Origin of the sequence: Bradyrhizobium sp. RD5-C2 (genome assembly GCF_019972155.1) — a bacterium.
GTDB lineage: Bacteria > Pseudomonadota > Alphaproteobacteria > Rhizobiales > Xanthobacteraceae > Bradyrhizobium.
This window is the reverse complement of sequence record NZ_BOVL01000024.1, coordinates 60,259-84,835: the sequence shown is the minus strand read 5'-3', so window position 1 is coordinate 84,835 and position 24,577 is coordinate 60,259. Positions and strand designations below refer to the sequence as shown.

Annotated in this window: 27 protein-coding genes; 10 read left to right on the top strand and 17 right to left on the bottom strand. The window is 64.1% G+C overall.

Going from position 1 to position 24,577, the window contains the following annotated elements; translation table 11 throughout:
* Positions 1 to 13: 13 nt before the first annotated feature.
* The gene (locus BraRD5C2_RS31310) at positions 14 to 421 is read left to right on the top strand and encodes an MAPEG family protein (RefSeq protein ID WP_223975107.1); all 408 of its coding nucleotides are present in this window, start codon (positions 14 to 16) and stop codon (positions 419 to 421) included.
* 99 nt (positions 422 to 520) lie between these two features.
* On the opposite strand, the gene rimO is transcribed toward BraRD5C2_RS31310, so the two are convergent.
* Positions 521 to 1,840: a 30S ribosomal protein S12 methylthiotransferase RimO gene (rimO, locus tag BraRD5C2_RS31305; RefSeq protein ID WP_223975105.1), complete on the bottom strand. Its 1,320-nt coding sequence runs from the start codon at positions 1,838 to 1,840 to the stop codon at positions 521 to 523.
* 144 nt (positions 1,841 to 1,984) lie between these two features.
* On the opposite strand from rimO, the gene BraRD5C2_RS31300 reads away from it, so the two are divergent.
* From BraRD5C2_RS31300 to BraRD5C2_RS31285, 4 genes are all read left to right on the top strand, one after another.
* Positions 1,985 to 2,677 carry an Imm21 family immunity protein gene (locus BraRD5C2_RS31300; protein ID WP_223975103.1) on the top strand — a complete coding sequence of 231 codons (693 nt, stop codon included), beginning with the start codon at positions 1,985 to 1,987 and terminating at the stop codon, positions 2,675 to 2,677.
* A 235-nt stretch (positions 2,678 to 2,912) separates the two neighbouring features.
* The gene (locus BraRD5C2_RS31295) at positions 2,913 to 3,503 is read left to right on the top strand and encodes an ANTAR domain-containing response regulator (RefSeq protein ID WP_028332037.1); all 591 of its coding nucleotides are present in this window, start codon (positions 2,913 to 2,915) and stop codon (positions 3,501 to 3,503) included.
* Positions 3,500 to 4,657 (top strand): CmpA/NrtA family ABC transporter substrate-binding protein, encoded by a 1,158-nt coding sequence (locus tag BraRD5C2_RS31290; RefSeq protein ID WP_223975102.1) that lies wholly within the window; start codon positions 3,500 to 3,502, stop codon positions 4,655 to 4,657. The genes BraRD5C2_RS31295 and BraRD5C2_RS31290 overlap by 4 nt, the downstream gene beginning before the upstream one ends.
* A gap of 267 nt (positions 4,658 to 4,924) precedes the next feature.
* Complete coding sequence (locus tag BraRD5C2_RS31285; protein ID WP_223975101.1) at positions 4,925 to 5,077, top strand: hypothetical protein; 153 nt, start codon at positions 4,925 to 4,927, stop codon at positions 5,075 to 5,077.
* 74 nt (positions 5,078 to 5,151) lie between these two features.
* On the opposite strand, the gene BraRD5C2_RS31280 is transcribed toward BraRD5C2_RS31285, so the two are convergent.
* The 4 genes from BraRD5C2_RS31280 to pxpB all read right to left on the bottom strand — a co-directional run bounded on the left by BraRD5C2_RS31280 (position 5,152) and on the right by pxpB (position 8,345).
* On the bottom strand, positions 5,152 to 5,568 hold the full coding sequence (locus BraRD5C2_RS31280; protein ID WP_223975100.1) for a hypothetical protein: 417 nt from the start codon (positions 5,566 to 5,568) through the stop codon (positions 5,152 to 5,154).
* A 151-nt stretch (positions 5,569 to 5,719) separates the two neighbouring features.
* Positions 5,720 to 6,493 (bottom strand): LamB/YcsF family protein, encoded by a 774-nt coding sequence (locus BraRD5C2_RS31275; RefSeq protein ID WP_092114433.1) that lies wholly within the window; start codon positions 6,491 to 6,493, stop codon positions 5,720 to 5,722.
* A gap of 89 nt (positions 6,494 to 6,582) precedes the next feature.
* Complete coding sequence (locus BraRD5C2_RS31270) at positions 6,583 to 7,617, bottom strand: 5-oxoprolinase subunit C family protein (protein WP_223975099.1); 1,035 nt, start codon at positions 7,615 to 7,617, stop codon at positions 6,583 to 6,585.
* Positions 7,614 to 8,345 carry a 5-oxoprolinase subunit PxpB gene (gene pxpB, locus BraRD5C2_RS31265; RefSeq protein ID WP_223975098.1) on the bottom strand — a complete coding sequence of 244 codons (732 nt, stop codon included), beginning with the start codon at positions 8,343 to 8,345 and terminating at the stop codon, positions 7,614 to 7,616. The genes BraRD5C2_RS31270 and pxpB overlap by 4 nt, the downstream gene beginning before the upstream one ends.
* 213 nt (positions 8,346 to 8,558) lie before the next feature.
* On the opposite strand from pxpB, the gene BraRD5C2_RS31260 reads away from it, so the two are divergent.
* Positions 8,559 to 9,257 (top strand): ribonuclease activity regulator RraA, encoded by a 699-nt coding sequence (locus BraRD5C2_RS31260; protein ID WP_223975097.1) that lies wholly within the window; start codon positions 8,559 to 8,561, stop codon positions 9,255 to 9,257.
* Positions 9,258 to 9,280: 23 nt separating this feature from the next.
* Positions 9,281 to 9,685, top strand: coding sequence for a (R)-mandelonitrile lyase (locus tag BraRD5C2_RS31255; protein WP_166205030.1), 405 nt, complete (start codon positions 9,281 to 9,283; stop codon positions 9,683 to 9,685).
* Between the two features lie 72 nt (positions 9,686 to 9,757).
* Here BraRD5C2_RS31255 and BraRD5C2_RS31250 read toward each other — a convergent pair whose 3' ends face one another.
* Both BraRD5C2_RS31250 and BraRD5C2_RS31245 read right to left on the bottom strand, forming a co-directional pair.
* Positions 9,758 to 10,558, bottom strand: a complete 801-nt coding sequence (locus tag BraRD5C2_RS31250; protein WP_223975096.1) for a DUF2147 domain-containing protein — start codon at positions 10,556 to 10,558, stop codon at positions 9,758 to 9,760.
* Between the two features lie 185 nt (positions 10,559 to 10,743).
* Entirely contained in the window at positions 10,744 to 11,517 is a 774-nt protein-coding gene (locus BraRD5C2_RS31245) for a transporter substrate-binding domain-containing protein (RefSeq protein WP_223975094.1), read from the bottom strand.
* Between the two features lie 86 nt (positions 11,518 to 11,603).
* Between BraRD5C2_RS31245 and BraRD5C2_RS39570 the strand changes: the two genes are divergently transcribed.
* Positions 11,604 to 11,897, top strand: a complete 294-nt coding sequence (locus tag BraRD5C2_RS39570; protein ID WP_308444460.1) for a DUF1993 family protein — start codon at positions 11,604 to 11,606, stop codon at positions 11,895 to 11,897.
* A 25-nt stretch (positions 11,898 to 11,922) separates the two neighbouring features.
* Positions 11,923 to 12,129 (top strand): DUF1993 family protein, encoded by a 207-nt coding sequence (locus BraRD5C2_RS39565; protein WP_308444459.1) that lies wholly within the window; start codon positions 11,923 to 11,925, stop codon positions 12,127 to 12,129.
* Between the two features lie 96 nt (positions 12,130 to 12,225).
* Here the strand turns inward: BraRD5C2_RS39565 and BraRD5C2_RS31235 are convergent, their stop codons facing one another.
* The 7 genes from BraRD5C2_RS31235 to BraRD5C2_RS31205 all read right to left on the bottom strand — a co-directional run bounded on the left by BraRD5C2_RS31235 (position 12,226) and on the right by BraRD5C2_RS31205 (position 19,909).
* Positions 12,226 to 12,864 (bottom strand): hypothetical protein, encoded by a 639-nt coding sequence (locus BraRD5C2_RS31235; RefSeq protein ID WP_223975092.1) that lies wholly within the window; start codon positions 12,862 to 12,864, stop codon positions 12,226 to 12,228.
* 91 nt (positions 12,865 to 12,955) lie between these two features.
* The gene (locus BraRD5C2_RS31230; RefSeq protein ID WP_223975090.1) at positions 12,956 to 14,380 is read right to left on the bottom strand and encodes an amidase; all 1,425 of its coding nucleotides are present in this window, start codon (positions 14,378 to 14,380) and stop codon (positions 12,956 to 12,958) included.
* A 69-nt stretch (positions 14,381 to 14,449) separates the two neighbouring features.
* On the bottom strand, positions 14,450 to 15,439 hold the full coding sequence (locus tag BraRD5C2_RS31225) for a hydroxyacid dehydrogenase (RefSeq protein ID WP_223975088.1): 990 nt from the start codon (positions 15,437 to 15,439) through the stop codon (positions 14,450 to 14,452).
* A 29-nt stretch (positions 15,440 to 15,468) separates the two neighbouring features.
* Positions 15,469 to 16,569 (bottom strand): ABC transporter ATP-binding protein, encoded by a 1,101-nt coding sequence (locus BraRD5C2_RS31220; protein WP_212314432.1) that lies wholly within the window; start codon positions 16,567 to 16,569, stop codon positions 15,469 to 15,471.
* 31 nt (positions 16,570 to 16,600) lie between these two features.
* The gene (locus BraRD5C2_RS31215; RefSeq protein ID WP_223975086.1) at positions 16,601 to 17,512 is read right to left on the bottom strand and encodes a carbohydrate ABC transporter permease; all 912 of its coding nucleotides are present in this window, start codon (positions 17,510 to 17,512) and stop codon (positions 16,601 to 16,603) included.
* Positions 17,512 to 18,450, bottom strand: coding sequence for a carbohydrate ABC transporter permease (locus BraRD5C2_RS31210; protein ID WP_223975083.1), 939 nt, complete (start codon positions 18,448 to 18,450; stop codon positions 17,512 to 17,514). The genes BraRD5C2_RS31215 and BraRD5C2_RS31210 overlap by 1 nt, the downstream gene beginning before the upstream one ends.
* Positions 18,451 to 18,568: 118 nt before the next feature.
* Positions 18,569 to 19,909, bottom strand: a complete 1,341-nt coding sequence (locus BraRD5C2_RS31205; protein WP_223975081.1) for an ABC transporter substrate-binding protein — start codon at positions 19,907 to 19,909, stop codon at positions 18,569 to 18,571.
* A 455-nt stretch (positions 19,910 to 20,364) separates the two neighbouring features.
* Between BraRD5C2_RS31205 and BraRD5C2_RS31200 the strand changes: the two genes are divergently transcribed.
* Positions 20,365 to 21,117 carry a Spy/CpxP family protein refolding chaperone gene (locus tag BraRD5C2_RS31200; protein WP_374708067.1) on the top strand — a complete coding sequence of 251 codons (753 nt, stop codon included), beginning with the start codon at positions 20,365 to 20,367 and terminating at the stop codon, positions 21,115 to 21,117.
* Positions 21,118 to 21,378: 261 nt separating this feature from the next.
* Here the strand turns inward: BraRD5C2_RS31200 and BraRD5C2_RS31195 are convergent, their stop codons facing one another.
* The 3 genes from BraRD5C2_RS31195 to BraRD5C2_RS31185 are packed head-to-tail and all read right to left on the bottom strand — an operon-like array spanning position 21,379 to position 24,410.
* A complete protein-coding gene (locus BraRD5C2_RS31195; protein ID WP_223975078.1) occupies positions 21,379 to 21,780 on the bottom strand; it encodes a VOC family protein in 402 nt (133 codons plus the stop codon).
* 24 nt (positions 21,781 to 21,804) lie between these two features.
* On the bottom strand, positions 21,805 to 22,992 hold the full coding sequence (locus tag BraRD5C2_RS31190) for an acyl-CoA dehydrogenase family protein (RefSeq protein ID WP_223975075.1): 1,188 nt from the start codon (positions 22,990 to 22,992) through the stop codon (positions 21,805 to 21,807).
* Between the two features lie 11 nt (positions 22,993 to 23,003).
* Positions 23,004 to 24,410 (bottom strand): MFS transporter, encoded by a 1,407-nt coding sequence (locus BraRD5C2_RS31185; RefSeq protein ID WP_223975073.1) that lies wholly within the window; start codon positions 24,408 to 24,410, stop codon positions 23,004 to 23,006.
* Between the last annotated feature and the right edge of the window lie 167 nt (positions 24,411 to 24,577).

Sequence of the window (24,577 nt, the reverse complement as noted above, 5' to 3'; positions counted from 1 at the left end):
CGAAGGGGACGCCATGTACAGTCTCGATATCATTCGGCCCGCGATCGTGTTGGCGTTGTTCACGCTGGCGGTTTTGCTTCTTATGGGGATCAGGAGGGGCCTGTCCAAGGAGACAACCGCAGACGACTACCGGTTCGGCGAATCGCATCGGGTTCCGCCTTCGGTCAGCGTCATCAACCGCAACTATATGAACCTGCTGGAATTACCGGTACTGTTCTACACGATCAGTCTCCTGATCCTCATCCTCCAGAGGTCCGACACCGTTTTTGTGTGGCTGGCCTGGACCTATGTTGCGCTGCGCATCGTTCACAGCGTTGTCCATCTGACGTACAACCGGGTACTTCACCGGTTGCTAATTTTCGTGGCGAGCAATGTCGTGCTCGTCATCATGTGGCTTCGCATCCTGTTCATGACCTGGTGAAGACAATCGACCGTCCTACTCACCGCAAATAGCTGCTGCCTGCTCGGCTGCTCTTGCCCCAGCGGCGGCTGAGCGCGACTTCGTCTCCGTGTCTCGACTTCAGAATCCGGCGACGCTGCCGTGCAGGTCGTATTCGTCGGCGCGCTCGATCTTGGCGGTGACGATCTCGCCGACCTTGAGCGGGCGGCGGCTGGTGAGATAGACGGCGCCGTCGATCTCCGGTGCGTCGGCCTTTGAACGACCTTTCGCGACCGTCGGGCCGACCTCGTCGATGATCACCTGCTGGCGGGTGCCGACCTTGCGCTTCAGGCGCTTTGCCGAAATCTTCTGCTGCCGCGCCATCAGCGCATTCCAGCGCTCCTGCTTGACCTCGTCGGGCACCGCATTGCCGATTGCGTTCGAGGCGGCGCCGGCGACCGGCTCGTATTTGAAGCAGCCGAGACGGTCGATCTCCGCTTCATCGAGCCAGTCGAGCAGATAGGCGAAATCGGAATCGGTCTCGCCGGGGAAGCCGACGATGAAGGTCGAGCGCAGCGTCAGCTCCGGGCATTGCTCGCGCCACTTCTGGATTCGCGCCAGCGTCTTCTCCTGTGCCGCCGGGCGCTTCATCGCACGCAGCACGTCGGGGCTCGCATGCTGGAACGGGATGTCGAGATAAGGCAGCACCTTGCCCTCGGTCATCAGGCCGATGACCTCGTCGACATGCGGGTAGGGGTAGACATATTGCAGCCGCACCCAGGCGCCGAGTTCGCCGAGCTCCTTGGCGAGATCGAAGAATCTTGCGCGCACGCTGCGATCCTGCCACGGGCTCTCGGCATATTTGATGTCGACGCCATAGGCCGAGGTGTCCTGCGAGATGACGAGCAATTCCTTGACGCCGGCCTTCACCAGCTTCTCGGCCTCGCGCAGCACGTCATTGGCCGGCCGCGACACCAGGTCGCCGCGCAGCTTCGGGATGATGCAGAAGCTGCAACGGTTGTTGCAGCCTTCGGAAATCTTCAAGTAAGCGTAGTGCCGCGGCGTGAGCTTGACGCCCTGCGGCGGCACCAGGTCGAGATGCGGGTTGTGCGCCGGCGGCAGCGCGCGGTGCACGGCGTCCAGCACGCTCTCATATTGCTGCGGCCCCGTGATCGACAGCACACCGGGATAGGCGCTCTCGATCTGCTCAGGCTCGGCGCCCATGCAGCCGGTGACGATGACCCTGCCATTCTCGGCCATCGCCTCGCCGATCGCGGCGAGCGATTCCTGCTTGGCGCTGTCGAGGAAGCCGCAGGTGTTGACGATGACGATGTCGGCGCCGTCATGCTTGCGCGCCAGCTCATAGCCCTCCGCGCGCAGCCGGGTGATGATGCGCTCGGAATCGACCAGCGCCTTGGGGCAGCCGAGACTGACGAACGAAATATGGGGCGCTCTTTCCATGTGGTCGCCTGGAGCCTGATCTGAATTGTTCGGATATGGTGATCCAACTAATTGATCTCATAGCAAAATTCAACCGCTAGCGCGTTCCGGCGATGAGAAAGTTTTGCTTGTTCTTGACGATCTGCAATCCACCAGTTCTTTGGGATGCAACAATTCGACGCGCGCGAGCGCTTCGCCCAGGCAGTCGGCCGGATGCCCAACCCCGCAACCGGCACAAGAACGAACATTCGCCGGCCAGCGATCGGCCAGCCGGAAAAATACTGCTATTGGATACGCATGACCCGAACACACAACTGGATAGCGACGTCCGGCGGTCCTCACCTGGTAATTGCTGATGAACAGCTGTTACATTGGCGGGGTATCGAGGGATGGCGCGACCATGGAGATCCGGCTGACCAAAGTGACTATGCCCGTGCGTGCAGAGTGACGACCTGGTTGGGGTCAATTGCCTGCCACCGAGGCAAAGCTGTTGTGTTATCTGGCGATGCCGGCGACATCGCATGGTATTCCGATGGTCAGGGTGACGGGGGCTTTCTCGTTCAATGGATCGGCGTCGATGACGAACGACTCATCGAGCCTGCATTGCGCACACCACAATTGCGGGACATTTTGGGAAGCTCAGACGCTGAGCGGCTTGAATTGGAAACAGGTGCGTCCGGCACGATGTGGCTGATTGATGCAAGCGATCGAGGCCGCGATCTGCGCGGCAATCATCAAGCTCTCGCGTTGCTGCCAGGGAGCTACCTCGCGAAGGCTGCGTACTACTGTTCAGCCGGGCTCGCGATTGTCGTTCGCGAAATCCGCCGGATCAAATCACCGCTCAACGAAGCTGGTTAGATTCCGGGGCCAGTCGACCGGCTTCGGGCTGAATAGCCGGCTCGAAGAGTTTACATTCCTTGCCTCAGGACCAACCAAGGACACAAAGCTTACCTTCGGCGCGGCGGCCTCTTGCATATCTGTGAATCTGCCTGATTGATGGGCAGGAGCTAGTCCCAATTGCCGAGAATTACAACCCTTTCCGCGCCGCCCCGGCGTGATATGGGTGGTTGTTGCCGGGCTTTAAGAGTGGTCGATGAGCGCTGAATCGTCTCCCAAGATCGTCATTGTCGACGAGAGCCCGATCCGTGCGGCCATCCTGGAGGAGGGGCTGCGGGAGGCCGGCTACACGGACGTGGTCCACATCAGCGAGATGCAGAGCCTGCTGTCGCGGATCTATGCGCTCGATCCCGAGATCATCGTCATCGATCTCGAGAACCCCAGCCGCGACGTGCTGGAACAAATGTTCCAGGTCAGCCGTGCGGTCCGCCGGCCGATCGCGATGTTCGTCGACCAGAGTGACGCCGCCTCGATCCAGGCCTCGGTGGAGGCCGGCGTCTCCGCCTACATCGTCGACGGCCTCAAGAAGGAGCGGATGAAGCCGATCCTCGATCTCTGCGTCTCCCGCTTCAATGCCTTCGCCAAGCTGCAGGATGAACTCGACCGTACCAAGCATGCGCTGGAGGAGCGCAAGGTGATCGACCGCGCCAAGGGCATCCTGATGAAAGTGAAGGGGCTGACCGAGGAAGAGGCCTACGTGCTGATGCGCTCGACCGCGATGCGCGAGAAGAAGAAGATCGGCGAGATCGCGCAATCGATCCTGACGGCGTCGGAGCTGTTGAAATGACCACACCCCTGCACATCGGATTCATTCCGCTGGTGGACGCTGCCGCCTTGATCGTCGCGGTCGACAAGGGGTTTGCGGCGACTGAGGGCCTCGACGTCACGCTGGTGCGCGAAGTGTCGTGGTCGAACGTCCGCGACAAGCTCAATATAGGCCTGTTCGACGCGGCTCATCTGCTGGCGCCGGTGGCGATCGCATCACACCTCGGGCTCGGTCACGTCAAGGTGCCGATCGCAGCCCCGTTCAATCTCGGGCTCAACGGCAACGCCATCACGGTATCGCCGGCGCTGCACGCCGCGCTGATGGCAGAGATCGACGGCGACCGCTTCGATCCGATGGCGACCGCGCGGGCGCTCGCGCGCGTGGTTGCAAAACGGCGGAAGAGCGGGGCGGAGCCGTTGACGTTCGGCATGACCTTTCCGTTCTCGACCCACAATTATCAATTGCGGTTCTGGATGGCCGCCGGCGGCGTCGATCCCGACGAGGACGTCCAGCTCGTGGTGCTGCCGCCGCCCTACATGGTGGACAGTCTGGCCAACGGGCATGTCGACGCGTTCTGCGTCGGCGCGCCCTGGAATTCGATCGCGGTCGATCTCGGCGTCGGCCACATCCTGCACTTCGTCTCGGACATCCTGCTCAGCGCGGTGGAGAAGGTGCTGGCGGTGCGCCAGAGCTGGTCGGAGAAGCACGCCGACGTCGTGGCCGCGTTGGTGCGCGCGCATCTGCGCGCCGCGGAGTTCATCGAGCAGCCGGAAAACCGCCCCGAGGTCGCGCGCATCCTGGCGCAGCCCGAGCGGCTCGGCGTCGACGCCAGCGTCATCCAGCGCACGTTCGATGGCCGGCTGAAGATCCTGCCCGACGGCACCATGCGCGAAAGCAGCCGCTATTTGCTGGTCGGGCGCGAGGCGGCGGCGCGGCCGGACCCGGGGCAGGCGGCCTGGCTCTACGCGCAGATGGTTCGCTGGGGCCAGACACCGTACCGGCCGGAGGCGCTGAAGGCTGCCATGGCGGTGTTCAGGCCGGACCTCTACGACGCCGCGGCCGGGCGCCCGGCCGATACCTCCCACGCCATAGGCGCGTTCGCCGGTCCGCCGTTCGATCCGACCGACGTTCCCGGCCATCTGGCGGCCTTCAAAATTGGGCGCTGGAAGCCCTGAGCGCGACGCAGCGGCCGCGCCTCAGTTGGCCACCGTCGGCTACTTTGCATGGGGTTGTTTTCGAGATTTTCGGTTATTGCAAGCTTGGCGCGGGTTCCCGACGCCTCGAATTGCAACGAATAAGATTCTCGGGCCGGCCTTCGGGGAAGAATATTCCTCTGGGAACCGGGTTCGCCGAGGGAGCGACGTCGCTATTTTTGCCACCCGCTTGAATCGGCGCGCGAACGATATTCCATATGCCTGAGAATGGGGCGTTGGAGATCGACCATGCGCGAGCTATCGGCGGAAGCCCGCCTGCACTTTTACGCGCGACAAATTTCAAGGAAGTCCGGGACCGGAGTTCACACTGCGGCGCTCTACAGCGCGTTTGCAGTGATCGCGGCCATCGTGTTCGGCACACTCTCCGTCCACCCGTTCTGAGGCCCTGAGAGAACTGCAAAGCCGCCGTCTGATGTCCTCAGGCGGCGGCTTTGTGCTGTCTGGACGCTGACGGCTCAGTAGCCGTAGCCGCGACCATAACCGTAACCGTAACCACCGCCGCAGGTGCTGCAGGTCGGCTGGACCGGCGCGTAGTAGGAATAACCCGGCGAGACCATCTGGGTGCGTTCCTGGGTGGCGTATTGCGGCGCGATGCGCTCATAGGCGACGCCTTCGGGCGCGACCATCACGGTCTTCGGCACCATCACGGTACGATACTGCGGCGGCGTACGATGCGCGATGACGCGGCCCGGCGACACCATCACGGTCTCCTGCACGGTGCGATACTGCGGCGGCACGGTCTGCACCTGATAACAGGTCGTGCAGGGCTGGGGCGGCGGCGTATAGCAGCTGTAGCAGCCGGCGGAGGCCGCGCTGGTGAAGGCGGCCGTGGCCACCGCAGCAATTGCGAGGGAGAGGCTGGTGCGGAACATGCTTTCGTACCCAATTTTCCTGAGAGGACAATCAAAGGCTCGGAAGCTGCACCTAGCAATCAAACGGCAAGTTTGGGTTTAAGAAGACTCTTAACGGAATCTAAAAGGGTCGGCGCGGCGGCCGGCCCTTGCTGCTCCGTGTGTTCGCGGCTCAGTGCGCGGTCTTGAACGGCGCGACCGTGATGCCGGCCTTGCTCAGCGCCTCGCGCAGACCGCGCGCGATCTCGACGGCGCCATGGGTGTCGCCATGGATACAGACGGTGTCGGTCTGCATCTTGATCACCTTGCCGGTGACCGAGACGACCGCGCCATCCTGCACCATCCGCACCACACGCTCGGCGATCGCCTTGGGATCGTGCAGCACCGCGCCGGGCTTCTTGCGCGACACCAGATTGCCGTCGTCCTCATAGGCGCGGTCGGCAAACACTTCATGCGCCATCCGCAGATTGGCGGCTTCGCCCGCGCGCACCAGCTTCGAGTTGGCGAGCACCACGAAGATGAGATTGCGGTCGACCGCCTTGATCGCATTGGCGATCGCGCGTGCGGTCATGTCGTCCTCGCAGGCGACATTGGAAATCGCGCCATGTGCCTTCACATGGGTGACCTTGTGGCCGGCCGCGGTTGCAATCGCCTGCAGGGCGCCGATCTGATAGGCGATCAGGTTCTCGATCTCGGAGGATGTCAGCCCCGGCATCGGGCGGCGACCGAAACCATGCAGGTCGCGATACCCAGGGTGGGCGCCGACGCTGACGCCGCGCGCCTTTGCGAGCTCGACGGTCTTGCGCATGATGTCGGCATCGCCGGCATGGAAGCCGCAGGCGACGTTGACCGAGGTCGCAAGCTCGATCATCGCGGCGTCATTGCCCATTTCCCAGGGGCCAAAGCTTTCGCCGAGATCGCAATTGAGGTCGATGGTTGCAGTCATGACGATCGATCCGTTTGTTGTTGATATTGGCTCTTTTGTTTGAGCATCATCTGATCGGAAAACCGCTTCGCACTTTTCCGGATGATGCTCTAGGGTAGCGCAACCTGCCAGGTAGTCACATCGACGGCGCTGACGGCCTGACCCGCGACATTCGCATCCCGCAGCGCCTCGATGTTGAGGCCGAGATCGTCGATGCCGCGGAGGCGATCGGGCAGGGAATGCAGCAGCGTGTGGAATTTGATCGCCTCGGCCTGCGCTTCCGCCATCGTGACGGCCTTGAAGTGGACCGGTCGGCCGGCCGAGGTCTGCGCGAAGCGGCCAAGATCGGCCGTGATCACGGTTGCGATCTTCGGATAACCACCGCTGGTGCCGCGGTCCGGCATCAGCACGATCGGCTGGCCGTTGCCGGGCACCTGGATGCTGCCGTTGACGGTGCCGTCGGAGACGATGTTGTGGCCGTCGCGGTGCTTGATCACAGCCCCTTCGAGCCGGTAGCCCATGCGGTCGCTGGTGGCCGAGATCTTCCACTCGTTGTCGAGGAACAGCTTCCTGTTTTCCGCGGTGAACTCGTCGTCCTGCGGGCCGAACAAGATGCGGATCGGCGCATCGGAGGCGGCCGGCAGTTCGATGCGGCGCTCAGTGGCGCCGCTCGCAGCTTTGGTCTTCAGCTCGTCGCCGCTTTGCAGCGGCCGGGGGTAGGGACTGCCGAGCCCGGCCCGGGCGTTGACGGCGAGGCTGCCGAACATCGGCTCGCCCTCGATGCCGTGCTCGATCGCGAGATAGCTGAACGAGCCGCCGCGCGCAAAGCCGAGATTGAGCGTCTCACCTTCGGCGAGCGTTGCCGAACTGTCGAAGGCAACCGGCCGGCCACCGATGTCAGCATTGCGTGACGCGCCGGCGAGCCCGATGCGCACCGCGCCGCCGCGTGCGGCGAAGGTGGCGCCGAACGGGCCGATCTCGACCACGGCAGCGAACGGCTCATTGCCGACCAGCGTGTTGGCGGCCGCCAGCGAAAGCCGATCCATCGCGCCGCTCGGCGTCAGGCCGTAGCGCTGCGAGCCCGGACGTCCGCCGTCCTGCACCGAGCTTGCCGGGCCGATCGAGGTGACGACGAGCTTGCTCATGGCGTCACCAGTTCTGCGACGAACTCGCCCGCCTCGGCGGCGCGGTCCTGTTCGGCAAAGGTCTTGGCATCCACCGCCGTGAAGGTGACGGCATCGCCCGGCTCCAGCAGGAAGGTCGGGTCGCGATGCAATTGATAGGTTCGCACCGGGGTGCGGCCGAGCAGGTGCCAGCCGCTCGGGCCGGCCAGGCACTGCACGCCGGTCTGAATGCCGCCGATTGAGATGGTGCCGGCCGGGGTCACGAGCCGCGGCTCCTTGCGCCTGGACATATGCAGGAACTTGTCGAGCCCGCTGAGATAGGACCAGCCGGGCGTGAAGCCGATCATGGCGACGCGATAGTCGCCGCCGGCGTGGCGCGCGACGATGTCATCTGGCGTGGTCTGGAGCGCCTTCGCCACATCCTCGAGATCGATGCCGTGCTCGCCGCCATAGGTGATGGGGATCCGCCAGCGCCGCGTTCCGGTCTCGGTCGGCGGCGCCTTGGCGGCGCGCGCAAGCAGCTGCTCGCCGAGTGCATCGAAGGTGATCTGCACGGGATCGTAATGCACCAACAGCGACCGGTAGGTTGGCACGGTCTCGATGATGCCGGCGATCGGCTCGGCTGCGATCACGCGGTCGAGCGCGAGCACCCGCCGGTTGGCGGCGTCATCGATGGTGCGGCTGAATTCCACCGTGATGGCGCTGTCGCCACTCGGCAAAAGGCGGGGAGGACTTAAGGGTTCGGCCATCGGCTCAAGCAGATTGGATTAGCCATCAAGCTAGCGTGTTTCGATTCAAAACGGAATTCGCTTCGTGCAAAATGATGCAGCAACTTCAATAAATTAATCGGCATGCCGGCGATAAATTTGGATGATCGCAGGTTTTTCGCGCAGCCCTTGACGCAGGGCCTTCGCCCGGCAACATGCGCCGGTCTTTTCCTCCCATCGGAGCAAGCTTTCGAGATGTCACTGTCCGCCGAAGCGATCGCGACGCTGTCGCACGTGTCCACCGCCACCATCACTACGGTCCTGCTCAAGAAGGGCCTGCGCAACATCTGGATGCGCGGCACCAAGCCCTTGAAGCCCGGGCAGAAGCGGTTGGTCGGACCGGCCTTCACGCTGCGCTTCGTGCCGGCCCGCGAGGATCTGGCGACGCCGGAATCCTGGTCGTCGCCGATCTCGACCCGTACCGCGATCGAGGCGATGCCTCAGGGATGCATTGCCGTTGTCGATGCCATGGGCATCACCGATGCCGGCATTTTCGGCGACATCCTCTGTGCCCGCATGGTCAAGCGCGGGGTGACGGCGCTGATCACCGATGGCGTGGTGCGCGATCTCGAGGGCGTGCTCGGCACCGGCCTGCCGGTGTGGTGCGATGGCTACGCGGCGCCGCCGTCGGTCGCAGGTCTGACCTTCGTCGGCTGGGGCGAACCGATCGGCTGCGGCGGCGTTGCCGTGTTTCCGAACGACGTGGTGGTGGCCGATCAGGATGGCGCGGTGCTGATCCCGCAGGCGTTCCTCGACCACGTGCTGGCCGAAGGGCCGGAGCAGGAGCGGATGGAGGCCTGGATCGTCAACGAGGTGAACAACGGCGCCCAGCTGCCCGGCCTGTATCCGATGAACGCTGAGACCAAGGCGCGCTACGCCGCATCCAAGAAATAACGTCAAGAAAGGGAGGTAACCCCATGGATATCCACGTTTCCGGCTCGCGGCCGACCCGCCGCGCGCCGAAAGAGAACTTCACCGGCAGCGTGCTGCAGGACCCGATCAACATGGCGCCGGCGCCAGCACGGCTGAATGCCTCGCGGGTGTCGTTCGAGCCTGGCGCGCGCACCGCCTGGCACACCCATCCGCTCGGGCAGACGCTGTACGTGATCTCAGGCATCGGCCGCGTTCAGGCCAAGGGCGGGCCGATCCGTGAAATCCGCCCCGGCGATGTCGTCTGGATCCCGCCGAACGAGAAGCACTGGCATGGCGCATCGCCTGACAACAGCATGACCCACATCGCCATGCAGGAGGCGCTCGACGGCGTGTTCTCGACCTGGATGGAGCACGTCACCGACGAGGAATACAACGGCAAGCTCGGTTGAGGCGTCGTTGCCTGCCCAAAGGAAAAGCCCCGCTCACGAGCGGGGCTTTTTGCTTTCACGACGCGGCGTCGATCAATTCACCCGCGTCCAGGTCTGGCCGCCGCAGAACATGCCGCCGAACGCGCAGCCCTGGACACGCAGCGTGTCGGGGCTCTTCAGTGCGATAGTGGAGTCGTAGGTGCTGCCGCTGTTCGGATCGAAGATGCGGCCGCTCCATTTGTCCTTGCCCGGCTTCATCTTGATCAGCACCTGCTCGCCATTGGCGTTCGATTTCTTGTCGACCGAGTAACCGCAGAGATTGGCGCCGCATTGTTCGATGCGGACCTTGCCTTCCTTCTCCTCGGTCAACCAGACGCCGAGCGGCGAGTTGGCTGCTTGTACGGCGTTCGCTGCCGGCTTGGGCGCAGGCGACACGGCGCCGACCGTCGGCGCTGAAGCGGGATTTGCCGCCGGCGCGGCGCTTTGCTGCACTACTGGCGGCGCGGGTGGTGGCGGCGGTGTGGTCGCTGCCGTGGCCGGAGGTGGCGTAACGCTCGTGTTCGCGGGGTCTGTCGTTGTTGCGGTCGGCGCCGGAGCGGCGGCCTGATCAACGGCAGGCGGAGAGGGTGAGGCAGCGGCTGCGGGTGGCGTGGCAGGCATGGACGGAGGGTCCGCTTTGGCGTCCTTCGGGGCCGTCTCGCGCTTCTGCTCGGCGTCCTTGTGCTTGGCGCGCTTGGTGCTGCGGCCGGCATTGTCATAGACGCCGGGGATCGAAACCGTTCCGCGATCCGGATCGATGCGAATGGTACGGCCGCCGTAATCGAACGTGTATTGCGCCTGCGCTGCCGCCGTGCTCGCCAGCACGAGTGTGGCGATCGCCAGAAGCTTTCTCATTTCGACCTCCAGTGCAGGGAATCCCGTTCGCGAGGCTATTTGGTGGCCGCCTCGCTGAACGTGCCCCAAATCACGGTCAGAAGATGAGTCGTGTCCTCGCGCCCGAGGTTCAAATCACTGGATTGCGATCCGGTTTCAGGCCGTGCGCATCAATTTGCGGCCGTGAGCAGCAGACTTGACGCAGCCTATTCAAACCACGCGGCATAGATCTTCGCATAGCTGCCGTCTTCGCGCGCGATGTGGAGCCACTGGTCGACGAACGCCTTCAAGGCGACGTCGCGCTGCATCCAGTAGGCCTTTTCCGCGAAGTCGAACGGCTTGTCGGGATGCACGGCGCAGAGCACGCCGGGATGCAGCTTCTGCTGATAGCGCGTCTCGGATGCATCGGTCATCATCAGGTCGGCGTCACCCTTGGCGATCTCGTCGAAGATTTTGGTGTTGTCGTTGAAGACACGGATGTCGGCGGCCTTCACGTTGGCGCGCGCAAAACGCTCGTTGGTGCCGCCGGGATTGACGATGACGCGGGTGCCGGGCTTGTCGATCTCGGCGATCGTCTCAAACCTGCCCTTGTCGGCGCAGCGTGTGATCGGCGTCTTGCCCTCGCGCATGATCGGCGTCGAGAACAGGCCCTTCTTCTGCCGGTCAAAGGTGATGGAGACGCCGCCCATCACGATGTCGAAATTGTCGGCTTCGAAATCCCTGGTCATCTGCGGCCACGATGTCGGCACGAACTCGACCTTGACGCCGAGCGCCTTGCCGAGCGATTGCGCCATGTCGACGTCGAAGCCGCGAAACGCCTTGGTCTCCTTGTCGAGCGCCGTGAAGGGCAGGTAGTCGCCGGTCATGCCGACGCGCAACGTGCCGCGCTTGACGATCTCATCGAGCCGGGACGGCGCCGGCTGCGCGTGCGCGGCAGACAGAAGCAAAACGAGAGCGAGGCCGGCCAGCGCGCGAAACATCAGACTTCTCCGTCAATTCCGATGACATGTCGTTGCGGACCATTTAGACCAGATGAGACTTTCCGGCCAGCACAGCGGGCACAATAGTGACCATCTCGCTCCACGAAGCATCCGTCGGCGTCTATGTGCCGTATCTGCGCAATCTTTCTGCGCTGCTCGATCATGCCGAGGCCCATGCCGGGGCTCGCAAGATCGATCCAGCCGTGCTGCTCGAGATGCGGCTTTCGCCGAACATGTACAGTCTTCGCCAGCAGGTCAGGGAGGCGAACCGGCATGTCCTCCTGAGCTGCGCGTTGCTGGCGGGGTGCGCGCCGCCGGTCTTGGCCGACACGGCGCCCGGCATCGCCGGGCTGAAAGGCGCAGATTGCGGCAACGATTGATTTTGCCCAAGGCCTGCCGCCGGACGTGATCGACGCCGCCCGCGACAGGGACGTCGTCTTCACGTTCCGGAGTGGCGCGACCAGACCGTTCACCGGCAAGTCCCTGATCCTGACCTTCAGCGTCCCGCAGTTCTTCTTCCATGTCGCGACGGCCTACGACATCCTGCGCCATGCCGGCGTCGATCTCGCGAAGAAGGACTTTCTGGGACCACCGAGGCCGCCGCAGGGCTAGAGCGTTTTCGAGCGAAACGGACGCCGGTTCGCGTGAAGAAAACGCGTCAACGCAAGAATCTAGAGCTTCGGTTCTGATTGAATCAGAACCGAAGCTCTAGGCCTCGTGGCGGTCCCTGCTTGCCTGAAGGGCGGCGGCCGTGCGGCTGACGATCTCGTGCTTGAAATGCTCGAAGCGCTGCCGTGCCTCGGCCTCGCGATCGTCGACGAATTTGATCGCGGCGTCCCTGTCCATCGGGCCGTTGACCAGCGGGTTCGATCCTTCGCCGACAGTCTCATCGACATAGTATTGGGCGCCGTCCTCGCGCACCGTCCAGCGGAAGCGCAGCGCGGCCATCGGGCCCGGGCCGGACTTGGAATAGCCATTGGCCTCGATCGGTTGGGGCGGCGGGATCGGCTCCGGCTCGCTCGGCTCCGGTGCGACCGCTTCGGGTTCGACCGGCTCGGGTTCTTCGAGCTCGGCCTGCTCGATGTTTGGTTCGACCTGCTCAATCGGCGGCGGCTCCACCGCCGGCGGCTCGGCCACGATGGAAACCGCCTCGACAGAAACGTCTGTGACGGACGATGGCAGGGGCGGTGGCATCGCTATCGAGGCCGGCGGCTCCTCGGCAGGGTCCGATGCCTCGTCCTTGTCGGTCGACTTGTCGTCGGACGATTTGGACTTCTCGGGAGGCGTCGTCGTCTGATCGAGAATGCTCGCGATGGCGGCGAGCGCATTGTCGGTCGGGTCACTCACGGTTCGGTCTCCCAGGCATAACGCCGGCGGAATCGTGCCGGCTCCCTTCCTATCTACCTGATTGGACTGCCCTTTGTCGCGCCCGATCGAGCTAGGCGCAGACCGGCGGACGCCGGTCCTTCCAGGGGCGGACCTGTTCGAGCTGACCGGCCAGGCGGAACAGCAGTCCTTCCTCGCCAAGCCTGGCCGCGAACATCATGCCGAGCGGCAGACCGGCCTTGTTCCAGGCCAGCGGCACCGACATCGCCGGTTGCCCGGACATGTTGAACATCGAGGTGCCCGGCATGTAGCGGCGCAGCACGGGCGCGATGTGCGTCAGGTCCTCGGACATCGTGTTCAGCTCACCAATGCGAAGCGGCGGCGCGCACAGCGTCGGGCTGAGGAAGATGTCGCAGCCCTCGAAGAAGGTCGCAAGCCCGCGCGAGATCTGGAACGCCGCAAGCTGCGCGGCGACGTAGTCGGCAGGCGTCATCTTGACCGAGTTCTGGCCGCTGGCGAGCGTCAGCCGCTCGACATCGTCCGACGTCAGCGTGCGCCCGACGCGCTGCTCGAGCAGGCGGATCGTCAGCGCCGTGTTGCCGCCGACGATGGTCGTCATGACCGCGGCGGGATCGGCGGCAAGCGGCGGTGCGCGCTCCTCGACATGATGGCCGAGGCCCTCGAGCACCTTGGCGATGTCGCGAACCGCCGCGGCGATCTCGGGATCAACAGCATCGCCGTAGGGCGACTTGTCGGTGAAGCTGATGCGCAGATGGCCGGGGTCGCGGCCGACCTCCTGGGAAAACGGCCGTTCCGGCGCCGGCGCGACGTAGAGGCTCGACGGCTCCGCGCCATGGATCGCATCCATCATGACTGCGCTGTCGCGGACGCTGATGCTCAGCACATGGCCGACCGAGAAGCCGCCCCAGCCTTCGCCGCGATCGGGACCGCATGGGTTGCGAGCGCGCGTCGGCTTCATGCCGAACACGCCAGAGGCGGAGGCGGGGATCCGGATCGAGCCGCCGCCGTCGCTGGCATGCGCGACGGGCAGGATGCGCGCCGCGACCGCAGCCCCCGCGCCGCCGGACGAGCCTCCGGAGGAATGGTCGAGATTCCAGGGATTGCGGGTCGGGCCGAACAGGCGGGATTCCGTCGTCGGCATCAGGCCGAACTCCGGGCTCGCGCTCTTGCCGAAGATCGCAAGACCGGCATCGAGGAAGCGTTGGGTCAACGTACCGTTGTGGTCGGCAACGAAGTCCTTCAGCAGGCTGGCGCCCGACGTGGTGCGGGTGCCCTCGAGCAGGTCGAGATCCTTCAGCAGGAACGGCACGCCGGTGAACGGGCCGTCAGGCAACCCCTTGGCGATCTGGCGCTCGGCGTGGTCGTAATGCTTGACGACGACCGCGTTGATCTTCGGATCGACGGCGGCCGTGCGCGCAATCGCCTCGTCGAGCAGTTCCTTTGCCGTGACGTCCTTGTTGCGGACGAGCTCGGCGAGACCGACCGCATCGTAGTTGCCGAATTCCTTGAAAGCCATGTGCATGCTCCGCATCGCCGGGCCGACCTCGCGGGATCGGCCGCGGCGCAAACGAGAAAGGCTGAAAGCTCAGCCGAGGACGTCCTGGTTGATCACGTTCTGGCGCAGCGGATTGCCGTCCAGCACGCTCAGGATATTGCGCGCGGTCTGCTCGCTCATGCGATCGACAGCCTCGACCGTCACGCCCGCGACGTGCGGCGCCATGATCACGTTCGGCAAAGCATGCAGCGGCTGGCCGACCGGTGGAGGCTCGACCTCGAACACGTCGAGGCCGGCACCGGCGAGCTTGCCCGACGCCAGCGCGTCGTGCAGCGCCTTCTCGTCCACGATGCCGCCGCGGGCGGTGTTGATGAGATAGGCGGTCGGCTTCATCAGCCTGATCCGCGCGGCGTTGAACAAGCCGACCGTCTCAGGCGACTTCGGGCAGTGGATCGTGACGAAATCCGCCCGCGGCAATGCCGCTTCGAGGCTCGACACCGCCTCACAGCCGGCCGCGGTGATCTCGCTCGCGGGCTTGTAGGGATCGTAGACCAGCACGTTCATTTCCATCGCGAGGCAGCGCTTGGCGGTGCGGGTGCCAATGCGGCCGAAGCCGACGATCAGAACCGTCTTGCCGTAGAGGTCGAACGGCAGCACGCCGAGCCGGCTCGCCCAGGTACCTTCCTTGACCATCGCGTGCATTTCCTGCGCGCGCTTGGCCAGCGTCAGCATCATGAACACGGCATGCTCTGCGACCGACGGCGAGTTTGCGGTGCCTGCGACCATCAGCGGCACCTTGCGGCGGGACAGCGCCGGCACGTCGACGGCGTCGTAACCGACCCCGATTCGGGTCACCACCAACATGCCCTTGGACGCCTCCAGCTCCGCCTCGCCGAAGCGGGTCGCGCCGAGCGCCACGCCATGGACCGGCGCATGCTGCTCCAGCATCGCCTGGAAGTCCTTGGCCGAGATCAGGTTGGGAAATTCGACGAGTTCTACATCATCCCGTTCATTGAGGAGGACCCGCGCCCCCGGAGACAGAGTCTGGGTGATGAAAATCTTCTTCTTGTTGGTAGCCATTTCCTGCCCTTGAGGTTTCTTGTGCGCCGTCAAAGCACGGCGCCGGTCACCTCGTTTAGCAAATGCATATTGTTGAGGTCCACAGCCAATCGGAGCGGGCTGCCATCCTGCGCGCCGGCATTGGGATTGACCCGGCCGCAGAGCTGGGAGCCCTCCAGCGTGAAGTAGACCAGGGTCTCCATGCCCATCGGCTCGGTCACGTCGAGCACCGCGTCGAACGGCTCGATGCCGGGCTCGGCATGCGGCCGCGCCTCCATGACATGCTCGGGCCGCAGACCCAGCAGCAGCTTGTCGGTGCGGGAAAGGCCCTGGTAGCGGGCGGCGCGCGCCGGCGGCAGCGGGAAGGAGAGGCGATCGGTCAGCCGCACGTTGAGCTTGCCGCCGACGTCTTCGAGCCGGCACGGCACGAAATTCATCGCGGGAGAGCCGATGAAGCTGGCGACGAACCGGGTCGCCGGCTTGTGATAGAGCTCGTTGGGCGTGCCGATCTGCTCGATCCTGCCGTGGTTCATCACCACCACACGGTCGGCCAGCGTCATTGCCTCGACCTGGTCGTGGGTGACGTAGACGGTCGTGGTTCGGACCTTCTGGTGCACCTTCTTGATCTCGATCCGCATCTGCACGCGCAGCTTGGCGTCGAGATTGGACAACGGCTCGTCGAACAGGAACACCTTCGGGTTGCGCACGATCGCGCGTCCCATCGCGACACGCTGGCGCTGGCCGCCGGAGAGCTGCTTCGGCTTGCGGTCGATCAGGTCGGTGATGTCGAGCATGCGGGCGGCTTCCGTGACCCGGCTCTTGATCTCGGCTTTGGGGTAGTGCTTCAGCCGCAGCCCGAACGACATGTTCTCGGCGACGGTCATGTGCGGATAGAGCGCGTAGTTCTGGAACACCATCGCGATGTCGCGGTCCTTCGGCGGCACGTCGTTGACGACATCGCCGCCGATCATGATATCGCCGTCGGAGATGTCCTCGAGGCCGGCGATCATCCGCAGGGTCGTCGACTTGCCGCAGCCGCTTGGTCCCACCAGCACGACGAACTCATGGTCGGCGATATCGAGGTCGATGCCGCGCACCGCCTCGACCTCGTCGTAACGTTTCACCACCTTGCGCAAACTGACGTCGGCCATGAATCCTACCCTTATCCTACCTTTGTCGCGTTCAACCCTTGGTCGCGCCGGCGGTCAGGCCGGCAATGTAGTAGTCCATCAGGAAGGCGTAGATGATCAGCGGCGGCGCGGCGCCGAGCAGGGCGCCGGTCATGATCTGGCCCCAGTTGAAGACGTCACCCTTGATCAGGGTCGTGATGATGCCGACCGGCAGCACCAGCTGATCGGTCGAGGTGGTGAACACCAGGGGGTAAAGGAACTGGGCCCAGGAGACGGTGAAGGCAAAGATCGTCGCCGCGATCAGGCCGGGCAGTGCGACCGGGATGAAGATCCGGGTCAGGGTCTGGAACCAGCTCGCGCCGTCGATGATCGCAGCTTCGTCGAGCTCCTTCGGGATCGAGGCGAAATAGCCGATCATGATCCAGGTGCAGAACGGCACCGTCAGCGTCGGGTAGATGAACAGCAGCACGTACCAGCGATTGACCAGCTGAATGCCGGTCCAGTCGCCGAACACGGCAAACATCTTGAACAGCGGGATGAACAGCAGGCTGTCCGGAATGAGATAGGTGAGGAACACCCCGGTCGCGAGCGTCGCCGAGCCCCAGAACTTCATCCGCGCCAGCGCAAAGGCCGCCGGCACGCTGATCAGCATCGTGATGGTGACGACGATGATCGAGACCCAGGCCGAATTCCAGAAGAAGCGCAGGAACTGATTGGAGGTCAGCAACTCAACGTAGTTGGAGAGCGTCGGATGATATACCCACCACGGGTTGGTCGCCGCGGAAATCTCCGCGCTGCTCTTCAGCGAAGTGATCAGCATGTAGAACGGCGGCACCAGCGAGAAGATCGCAAACAGCGTCAGGAAGAAGTAGGACCAGCGCAGCGCCCAGGTCCGATCGCGGCTCATGCTGCCGTATTTGACCTTGCGGGTCGGTCCCGACTTGTCGATCGTCACGGTGCTCATCAGGATTCATTCCCGCGTTTGGTGATGTCGCGCAGGATGAAGATCGCCGCGACCGCGAGGATCGGCACCATGAACAGCGAGACGCTGGCGCCGAGCGGAATGTCGCTACCCTCGATGCCGACGCGGAACGCCCAGGTGGCGAAGATGTGGGTGTGGTCGAGCGGTCCGCCCGCAGTCAGGATGCGCACGATGTCGAAATTGGCGAAGGTCACGATCAGCGAGAACAGCGTCGTGATCGCGATGATGTTGCGCATCATCGGCAGGGTCACGTACCAGATGCGCTGCCACCAATTGGCGCCGTCGATCGCGGCCGCCTCATAGAGCTGCTCCGGCACCGATTTCAACGCCGCCAGATACATGATCATGAAGAACGGGGCGCCGTACCAGACGTTGACCAGGATCACCGAGAAGCGCGCCCACATCGCGTCGCCGGTCCACGGGATCGGGCCGAGGCCGAAGAACGACAGCGTGTAGTTGAAGGCGCTGTAGGACGGGTCGAACAGCCACAGCCAGGCCAGCGTGCTCATCGCCGGCGGGATCACCCATGGCACCAGCAGCATGCCACGCCATTTGCGCTGCTTGTTGGCGGGAACGTTGTGCACGAAATGCGCGACGATGAAGCCGATCAGCGCTTTGAAGACCACCGCCGAGATCGCAAAGATGCAGGATTGCTTGACCACCAGCCAGAAGGTTTCGCGCTTGAACAGGAACTCGAAATTGCCGAAGCCGACGAACTTCGTCATCGCCTTGTTCAGCGTCGCAAGGTGCAGAGAATAGAGCGCCGGATAGATCACCAGCACGGCGATCAGGAGGATCAGCGGCAGCGTCATCAGGAACGCCGACATCGACTTGCGCCGCAGCGCGTTGCGCAGGCCGGCGCGCTTTCGCCCTGCCTGGGCCGTAGCTGTGCGGCTGGATTGGAGTGCGACATCAACCATTACGCTGGTCCCTCGCGCGGGTTGGTTGCACGGCTCGCCGTGTTCGGCGGCCGCGATGCAGAGGCGAGATCTCGCGCGGCCAACATGATCGGCGACCGCGCGCGAACTCGTCCGTTCGTCAGCTTCGCATGAAGCCTTCGCACTCGCCCTCGGCCCAGGCGAGTGTCTTTTCCATGGCTTCACCCTGGTAGTAGCGCAGGCACATCTTGGTCAGGGTGGCCTGGAAGTAGATCTGCTGTGCGACCTTGGGCGGCGCGGGCGAGGCCGCAATGGACAGCGTCTGGTGCTTGAAGGGGTTCGGGTAGTGATAGAGCGTGCCCTTCGGCGGCCCAACCTCTTCCCAGACCTTCAACGTCGTGAGCTTCTCATAGGCCGGCAGATCGTAGCCGCCGCTCGCCACCACCATCTTCTCGATCGATGCCGGTTGCGACAGATAAGACAGCAGGCTCTTGGCCGCTTCCTTGTTCTTCGAGAACGACCAGATCGACCAGAAGAACGGCAGATAGGGCGCGAAGCGTCCCTTCGGCCCGGCCGGGAACCCGTGCGTCCAGCATTGCTCGGCGACTTGGGGGGCGTCGCGCTTGGCGACTGCCCACGCGCTCGGCGGATTCATGATCATCGCGCCCTTGCCCGCGACCAGCCACTTGTTGTTGGAAGCATCGTCCCATGCGGCAACGTCGGGCGGCAGGAACGCCAGCAGCTTCTTGTAGAATTCGAGCGACTGGCGCACCGCGTCGGTCTTGACGGTGAGGTTGCCCTTGGCGTCGACCAGCTGAGCACCGAACGACTGGAAGATCGCGCCGGCAGTGTCGACATTGTCACTGGTCTCGCCGAGACCGATGCCGAACGGGAAGCCGGCCTTGTGGCAGGCTTCAGCCGCCTTGAGGAATGTATCGAGGGTCCAGTTGTCCGCCTTCGGCGCGCTTCCGGCAGGATACATCTCCTGGACGTCGATATTGGCGTACTTCTTCATCAGGTCGATGCGCGAGCAAGGACCCTTGATCTGGCTGCCGACGCTGGCGGGAACGCCGAGCCATTTGCCGTCGGCCTGGCCGAGATACTTCACCGTGCCGTTGACGTCGCCGTTCAGCTTGATCAGCGGGTCCATGATGTCGTTGACCGGCTCGAGCAGCTCGGCGTTGGACTGTGGCCACCATGTCGGCATCTGGAAGATATCGTGACCGGATTTCGCCTGCGCCTCGGCGGCGATGGTGACGATGTTCTTGTTGCCCTGGCTGGTGATGTAGTCGAGCTGGACCTCGACCTTTTCCTTGGCAGCCCATTCATTGACGAGCTCGGTGGAGGCACTGTTCGCACCCGGCACCCAGTGATCCCAGAAGCCCATCGAGAGCTTGCCGGCTGCGTAGGCGCCACGGACGTAGGGGGCTGTAATGAGCGCCGCCGATGACAGCGCTGTCGCTGCAACGAATTCTCGGCGCGAAAGCTTCTTCCGTGACATGGCATTCCCTCCCTGGTAGCCGACGGACAAAAGACTTTTTGAATCCCGTTGTTGTTTTTGTGCGTCGCGTTCGCGCGACGTCGTGGGATTTCGTTCACACTGATCAGAACAGAATTGCCGCCTGCTGTCGAGAAACGAGATGCCTGTGCCAAGTAGTACTAACGTTGTGGTCAAATCGCAGGCAGTGTCACCGGCATCACCGCAGATGCCCGTGGTTTGCCGCGCTTCCGGTCATCATGCTGCGACGCACGCGGAGGTTGGCGCAAGCGATGCTTGCAGACGGTGCGCGGTTGAGCCGCAGGTTTCCGGCCACGCCTGATCGAGCCGCGTTCCGTCATGTTGATGGTCGTCGCGACCAATAGACTTGCCGAAGCCGGAAACGATAAAGTCCGGATTCGTCGAACCCGCCCGCCGCGTCAGTCCTGCAATCCACCATCGATCACGGAGACCCGATCATGCTCATCCCGGTAGCGAAGCTGCGAGCGCAATGGAAATTGTGCGTCGCGGTTGGGGCCGCCGCCGTCACCCTGCTTGCAGTGCCTCATATGGTCGATGCGCAGATCGTGCAGGGCGTCGAAAACGGCGCGCGCGAAGGCAACAAGGCTGCCGGCCCGGTTGGCGGCGTGCTGGGCGGAGCAATCGGCGGCGTTGTCGGGGTAGTGACCGGCGTGACCGGGGTGCTGACCGGCAACAACAACGCCAACCCCAATGCCGGCAACGGCAAGAATGCGCAGGCTCCGGCGTCCGGTGACAAGCAGGGCGCCAAGGCCGCCAAATCGGCCAAGGCTGCCGCCAAGGACAAAGGTGCGAAGCAGGCGCCGACCGTGCTGACCCAGGCAGGCGCGCCGCAGCTTACGGCCGAACAGATCGTCGCCAATAGCGACGCCAACATCGAGCGGATCAAGAAGGAGCTCAACCTGACCCCGGAGCAGGAGAAGAATTGGGCCGGCTTCAACAGTGCGATGCACTATCTCGGGCACAATGGCGCCGACCGTCTCAACCTGCGCATTGCGCGCGCGCAGCGCGATCCGCCTGACGACATCATCGAGCAGATGCGCAACGAGGCCCAGTTCCTCAATGACCGCGCAGGCGATCAGCGCGGCGTAGCCGACGCCGCCGAGCCGCTCTATGCGAGCCTCGACGACAAGCAGAAACAGATCTTCATCAACGAAATGGTCCGCCTCAGCCACGAACGCGGGCTCGATTGAGCCCCATCGACGGCGAAGTGGGGACGAATAGCCGGGCTACCAGGCCCTGGGGTAGGTTAAAGGCGCAGCACCCGGCTATTCTGCCGCAGCGGCGCGGCCGGGTTAATTCGTCATTCAATGTTGAAGAAAAGCGGACCGGATCACGCCCGAGTGATGGCCGAGTCAGGGCCTTGTCGGGAACCGGTTTGCTGACATGAGAAATTGGCCGGCACATGCGCCGGCCAATTGTTGAGCAGGGGCAAAAAACCGGCGAAGACCGCTTCAGCTGTTCGGGAAATTCAGCTCCACGCCGACGCCGTCGGGATCGTAGAGGAATATCTGGGTGTCGCCGGTGCGCGGCACGATCTGCTCACGGAAGCTGACGTTGTTCGACTGCAAGCGCTTGCGCACGGCGTCGACGTCGGTGGCGGCGAAGGCAATATGATCGAGCCGGCCGGTGTCTTCATATTTCTTCTCGGTGCCGCGCACCACGATGCCGTCGCGCGGCTTGCGGGTGCCCATTAAATGGACAGTGGCCTGGCCGCCGGAATAGAGCCAGTAGCCGGGGAAATCGAGCGGTGGGCGATCGCCATTCTCGAGCCCGAGCACATCGCAATAGAACGCCTTGGTCTTCTCCAGGTCCTGCGGTTCGATCGTGAAATGCTGTAGTCCACCCAGTGGCATGGTTCTTCTCCCTGAGAAATCGGGTTAAACGAAGCTGAGGTCGGCATCGACGCCGAGCATCCAGGCGCCGACGGTCTCGAAATGACTGAAGCGGCCCTGCAATTGCTGGGTCACGGTGTGGATGTCGCGGAAGCGCCGTTCCAGCGGATGGCCGTCGAAGATCGCGGTGGCGCCGGCCGTGTTGTAGGCGAAGTCGACGGCTTCCCGCGCCTTGTGGATGGCGTGCGTTGCCGCCATCCGGATCGTCATGCGCTGCGCGACCGTAATGCTGTGGCCGGCAACCAGATCCTGCCAGATATCCGCCATAGACTGCAGCAGGAAGGCCCGGGCGGCGCGCAGATTGACCTCGGCCTGGGCGAGGCCGGATTGCACCACGGCATTGTCGCGCAGCGTCTTCTTCATGCCGCGCGGCACCTTGTTGCGGGCGACGTCAACGAAATTGTCCAGCGCGCTGCGGGCGATGCCGCAGGCGACCCCGGCGAAGCCGACCTGGTAACAGGTGTGGTTGCTCATCCGGTACAGCGGGCCACTCTCGCGGCATTCGCGATCGAATTCGCGGGTGATCGAATGGTCCGCACGGACGAAGACGTCGTTGAGCGCGAACTGGTCGCTGGCGGTGCCGCGCAGCCCGACCGTGTTCCAGATATCGGTCCATTCGACGTCTTCGGTCCGCACCAGCATGGTGCGCTCGACCTGCTCGCCATTGGCGTCGCGGCGCGGCGAGCCGTCCGCGGCATAGACCGGGCAGTGTGCGCCGAGCCAGGTGGCGTGCCGCCCGCCTGATGCAAACGACCAGACCCCGGTGACACGGTAGCCGCCCGCGCACTCGATCGCCTTGACCTTCGGGCCAGGTCCCCAGGCCAGCACGGCGCGTGGGTCGGCGAACATCTCCTGCGCGACCGGCAGGTCGAGATAGGCCGCCGACATCGCACAGCCGCCGGCCTGGCTCAGGCACCACGCCGTCGACGCATCGGCCTTGGCGATGGTCTCAATGACATGGAAGAAGGTGACAGGATCGGTCTCGATCCCCTCGGTGGAGCACGGCAACAGCAGGCGGAACAGCCGCGCCTCATGCAGCCGGTCGAGCAGATCGGGCGGCAGGCGGCGCGTCGTCTCGATCGCGTCGGAGGCGGCCGCAACCGCCTCCCTGACCGCCTCCGCGCGGGCGATCACGTCGCGATCACCGGCAAGATCGGCAGAAGTCACGCTCATGTCAGCCTCCCTCAGGCGCGCCGTATGGTTGCGGAGGCCGCGACGTCAGCCGTCGCGTTGAGCTCCTTGTCGATCTGCTCGATCGACTTGCCCCGGGTCTCGAGCCCGAAGAACAGATAGACCGCGCCCGCCATCAGGAACCAGCAGCCGAGATAGACGAAGGCGGTCGGGATCTGGGTCAGCGGCACATCCGGCTTGAGATAGTTGTTCGAGCCGACGATCAGGGCAAGCCCGACCGGTCCGATGATCTTGCCGATGCCGCCGAAGCCATAGGCCGATCCCATGCCGGTGGTGCGCAGATGCGACGGCCAGACCTCCGCGGCATAGGGGCCGACGATCGCAAAGCCGCCGTCGGCGAAGAAGAAGGCGGCGCCGAGCAACAGCCAGAATGCCGACATGCCGAACAGCGTCGCGTCGTAGTGATAGCCGGCGATGATCGTGAGCGCGCCGGCGCCGAGGCCGAGCAGGCCGCCGGCGATGCGCCGTCCCAGCAGTTCCGAGAACCAGGAGAACGAGATGCGTCCGAGGAAGCCGGTGATGCTGAGCAGGATCATCATCTTGGCGGCCTCCTGCGGCGTGACCTTCAAGAGCAGCACGAACAGCGCGGGCGCCCACAGCGTGATGCCGTAGACGCCAGTCTGCGCGCCGGCATTGCCGAGCCAGGAGACGATCAGGCTGCGCGGATATTTGAACAGGTCGAACCAGCTTGTCTTGACGATCGGGCCGGCGTCTGCCGCGCTTGGCAATGGCAGCTCCGATGGCTGAACCTCGAGGGCCCAGGCCAGCGACTTGCGGGCCTCGTCATAGCGTCCCTGACGGCACAGCCAGCGCGGCGATTCCGGAACCCAGAGCCGGACCAGCAGCACCAGGACAGCAGGCAGCACGCCGATCGCAAACAGCAACCGCCACTGATCGGTGCCCATGATCGCGCCCAGCACCGCGCCGAGGCCGACGCCGAGCGGGATCACGCAAGTGACGAGCCCGCCGACCCAGCCGCGCTTGTGCGAGGGCATGAACTCCTGCACCAGCGGCAGGTCGACACAATAGAGTCCGCCGACGCCGGTGCCGACGAAGAAGCGCAGGATTGCCAGATAGACCCAGCCATTGTCGGGCGTGAAATAGAGCAGGCCGGTCGCGATCGAGAAGTTCAGGACAGTGCCGATGAAGACGATGCGGCGCCCAACCCGGTCGGCCAGCCAGCCCCAGAGATAGGCGCCGAGGATGGCGCCGATGCCGGAACTCATCAGCACGGTGGCCGACTGGCCAAAGGTGAGTTTCCACGGCCCGATCAGGAACGCGAGCACAAAGCCGATCAGGAAGTAGTCGAAGAATTCCAGGGCATCGCCGATGATGGCCGCCGCAAGGATCTTGATCTGGTTGCCGGTCAGAGTCGTCCTGCGATCGAGGATCTCGAACATGGCGCGTCTCCCCATGGCGCCTGTTCGTTGTTGTTGGGAGCGTGCGTTGCGCCGGCGCATCGCCCATAGGGTGAGGATATCCTTGCGCCGTCGCGAACGGCAAGCCCGCACCGACGCGGGGCTCATCTGCAAGGGCGCGATACGCAAATCGGCTTACTGCTGCGCAC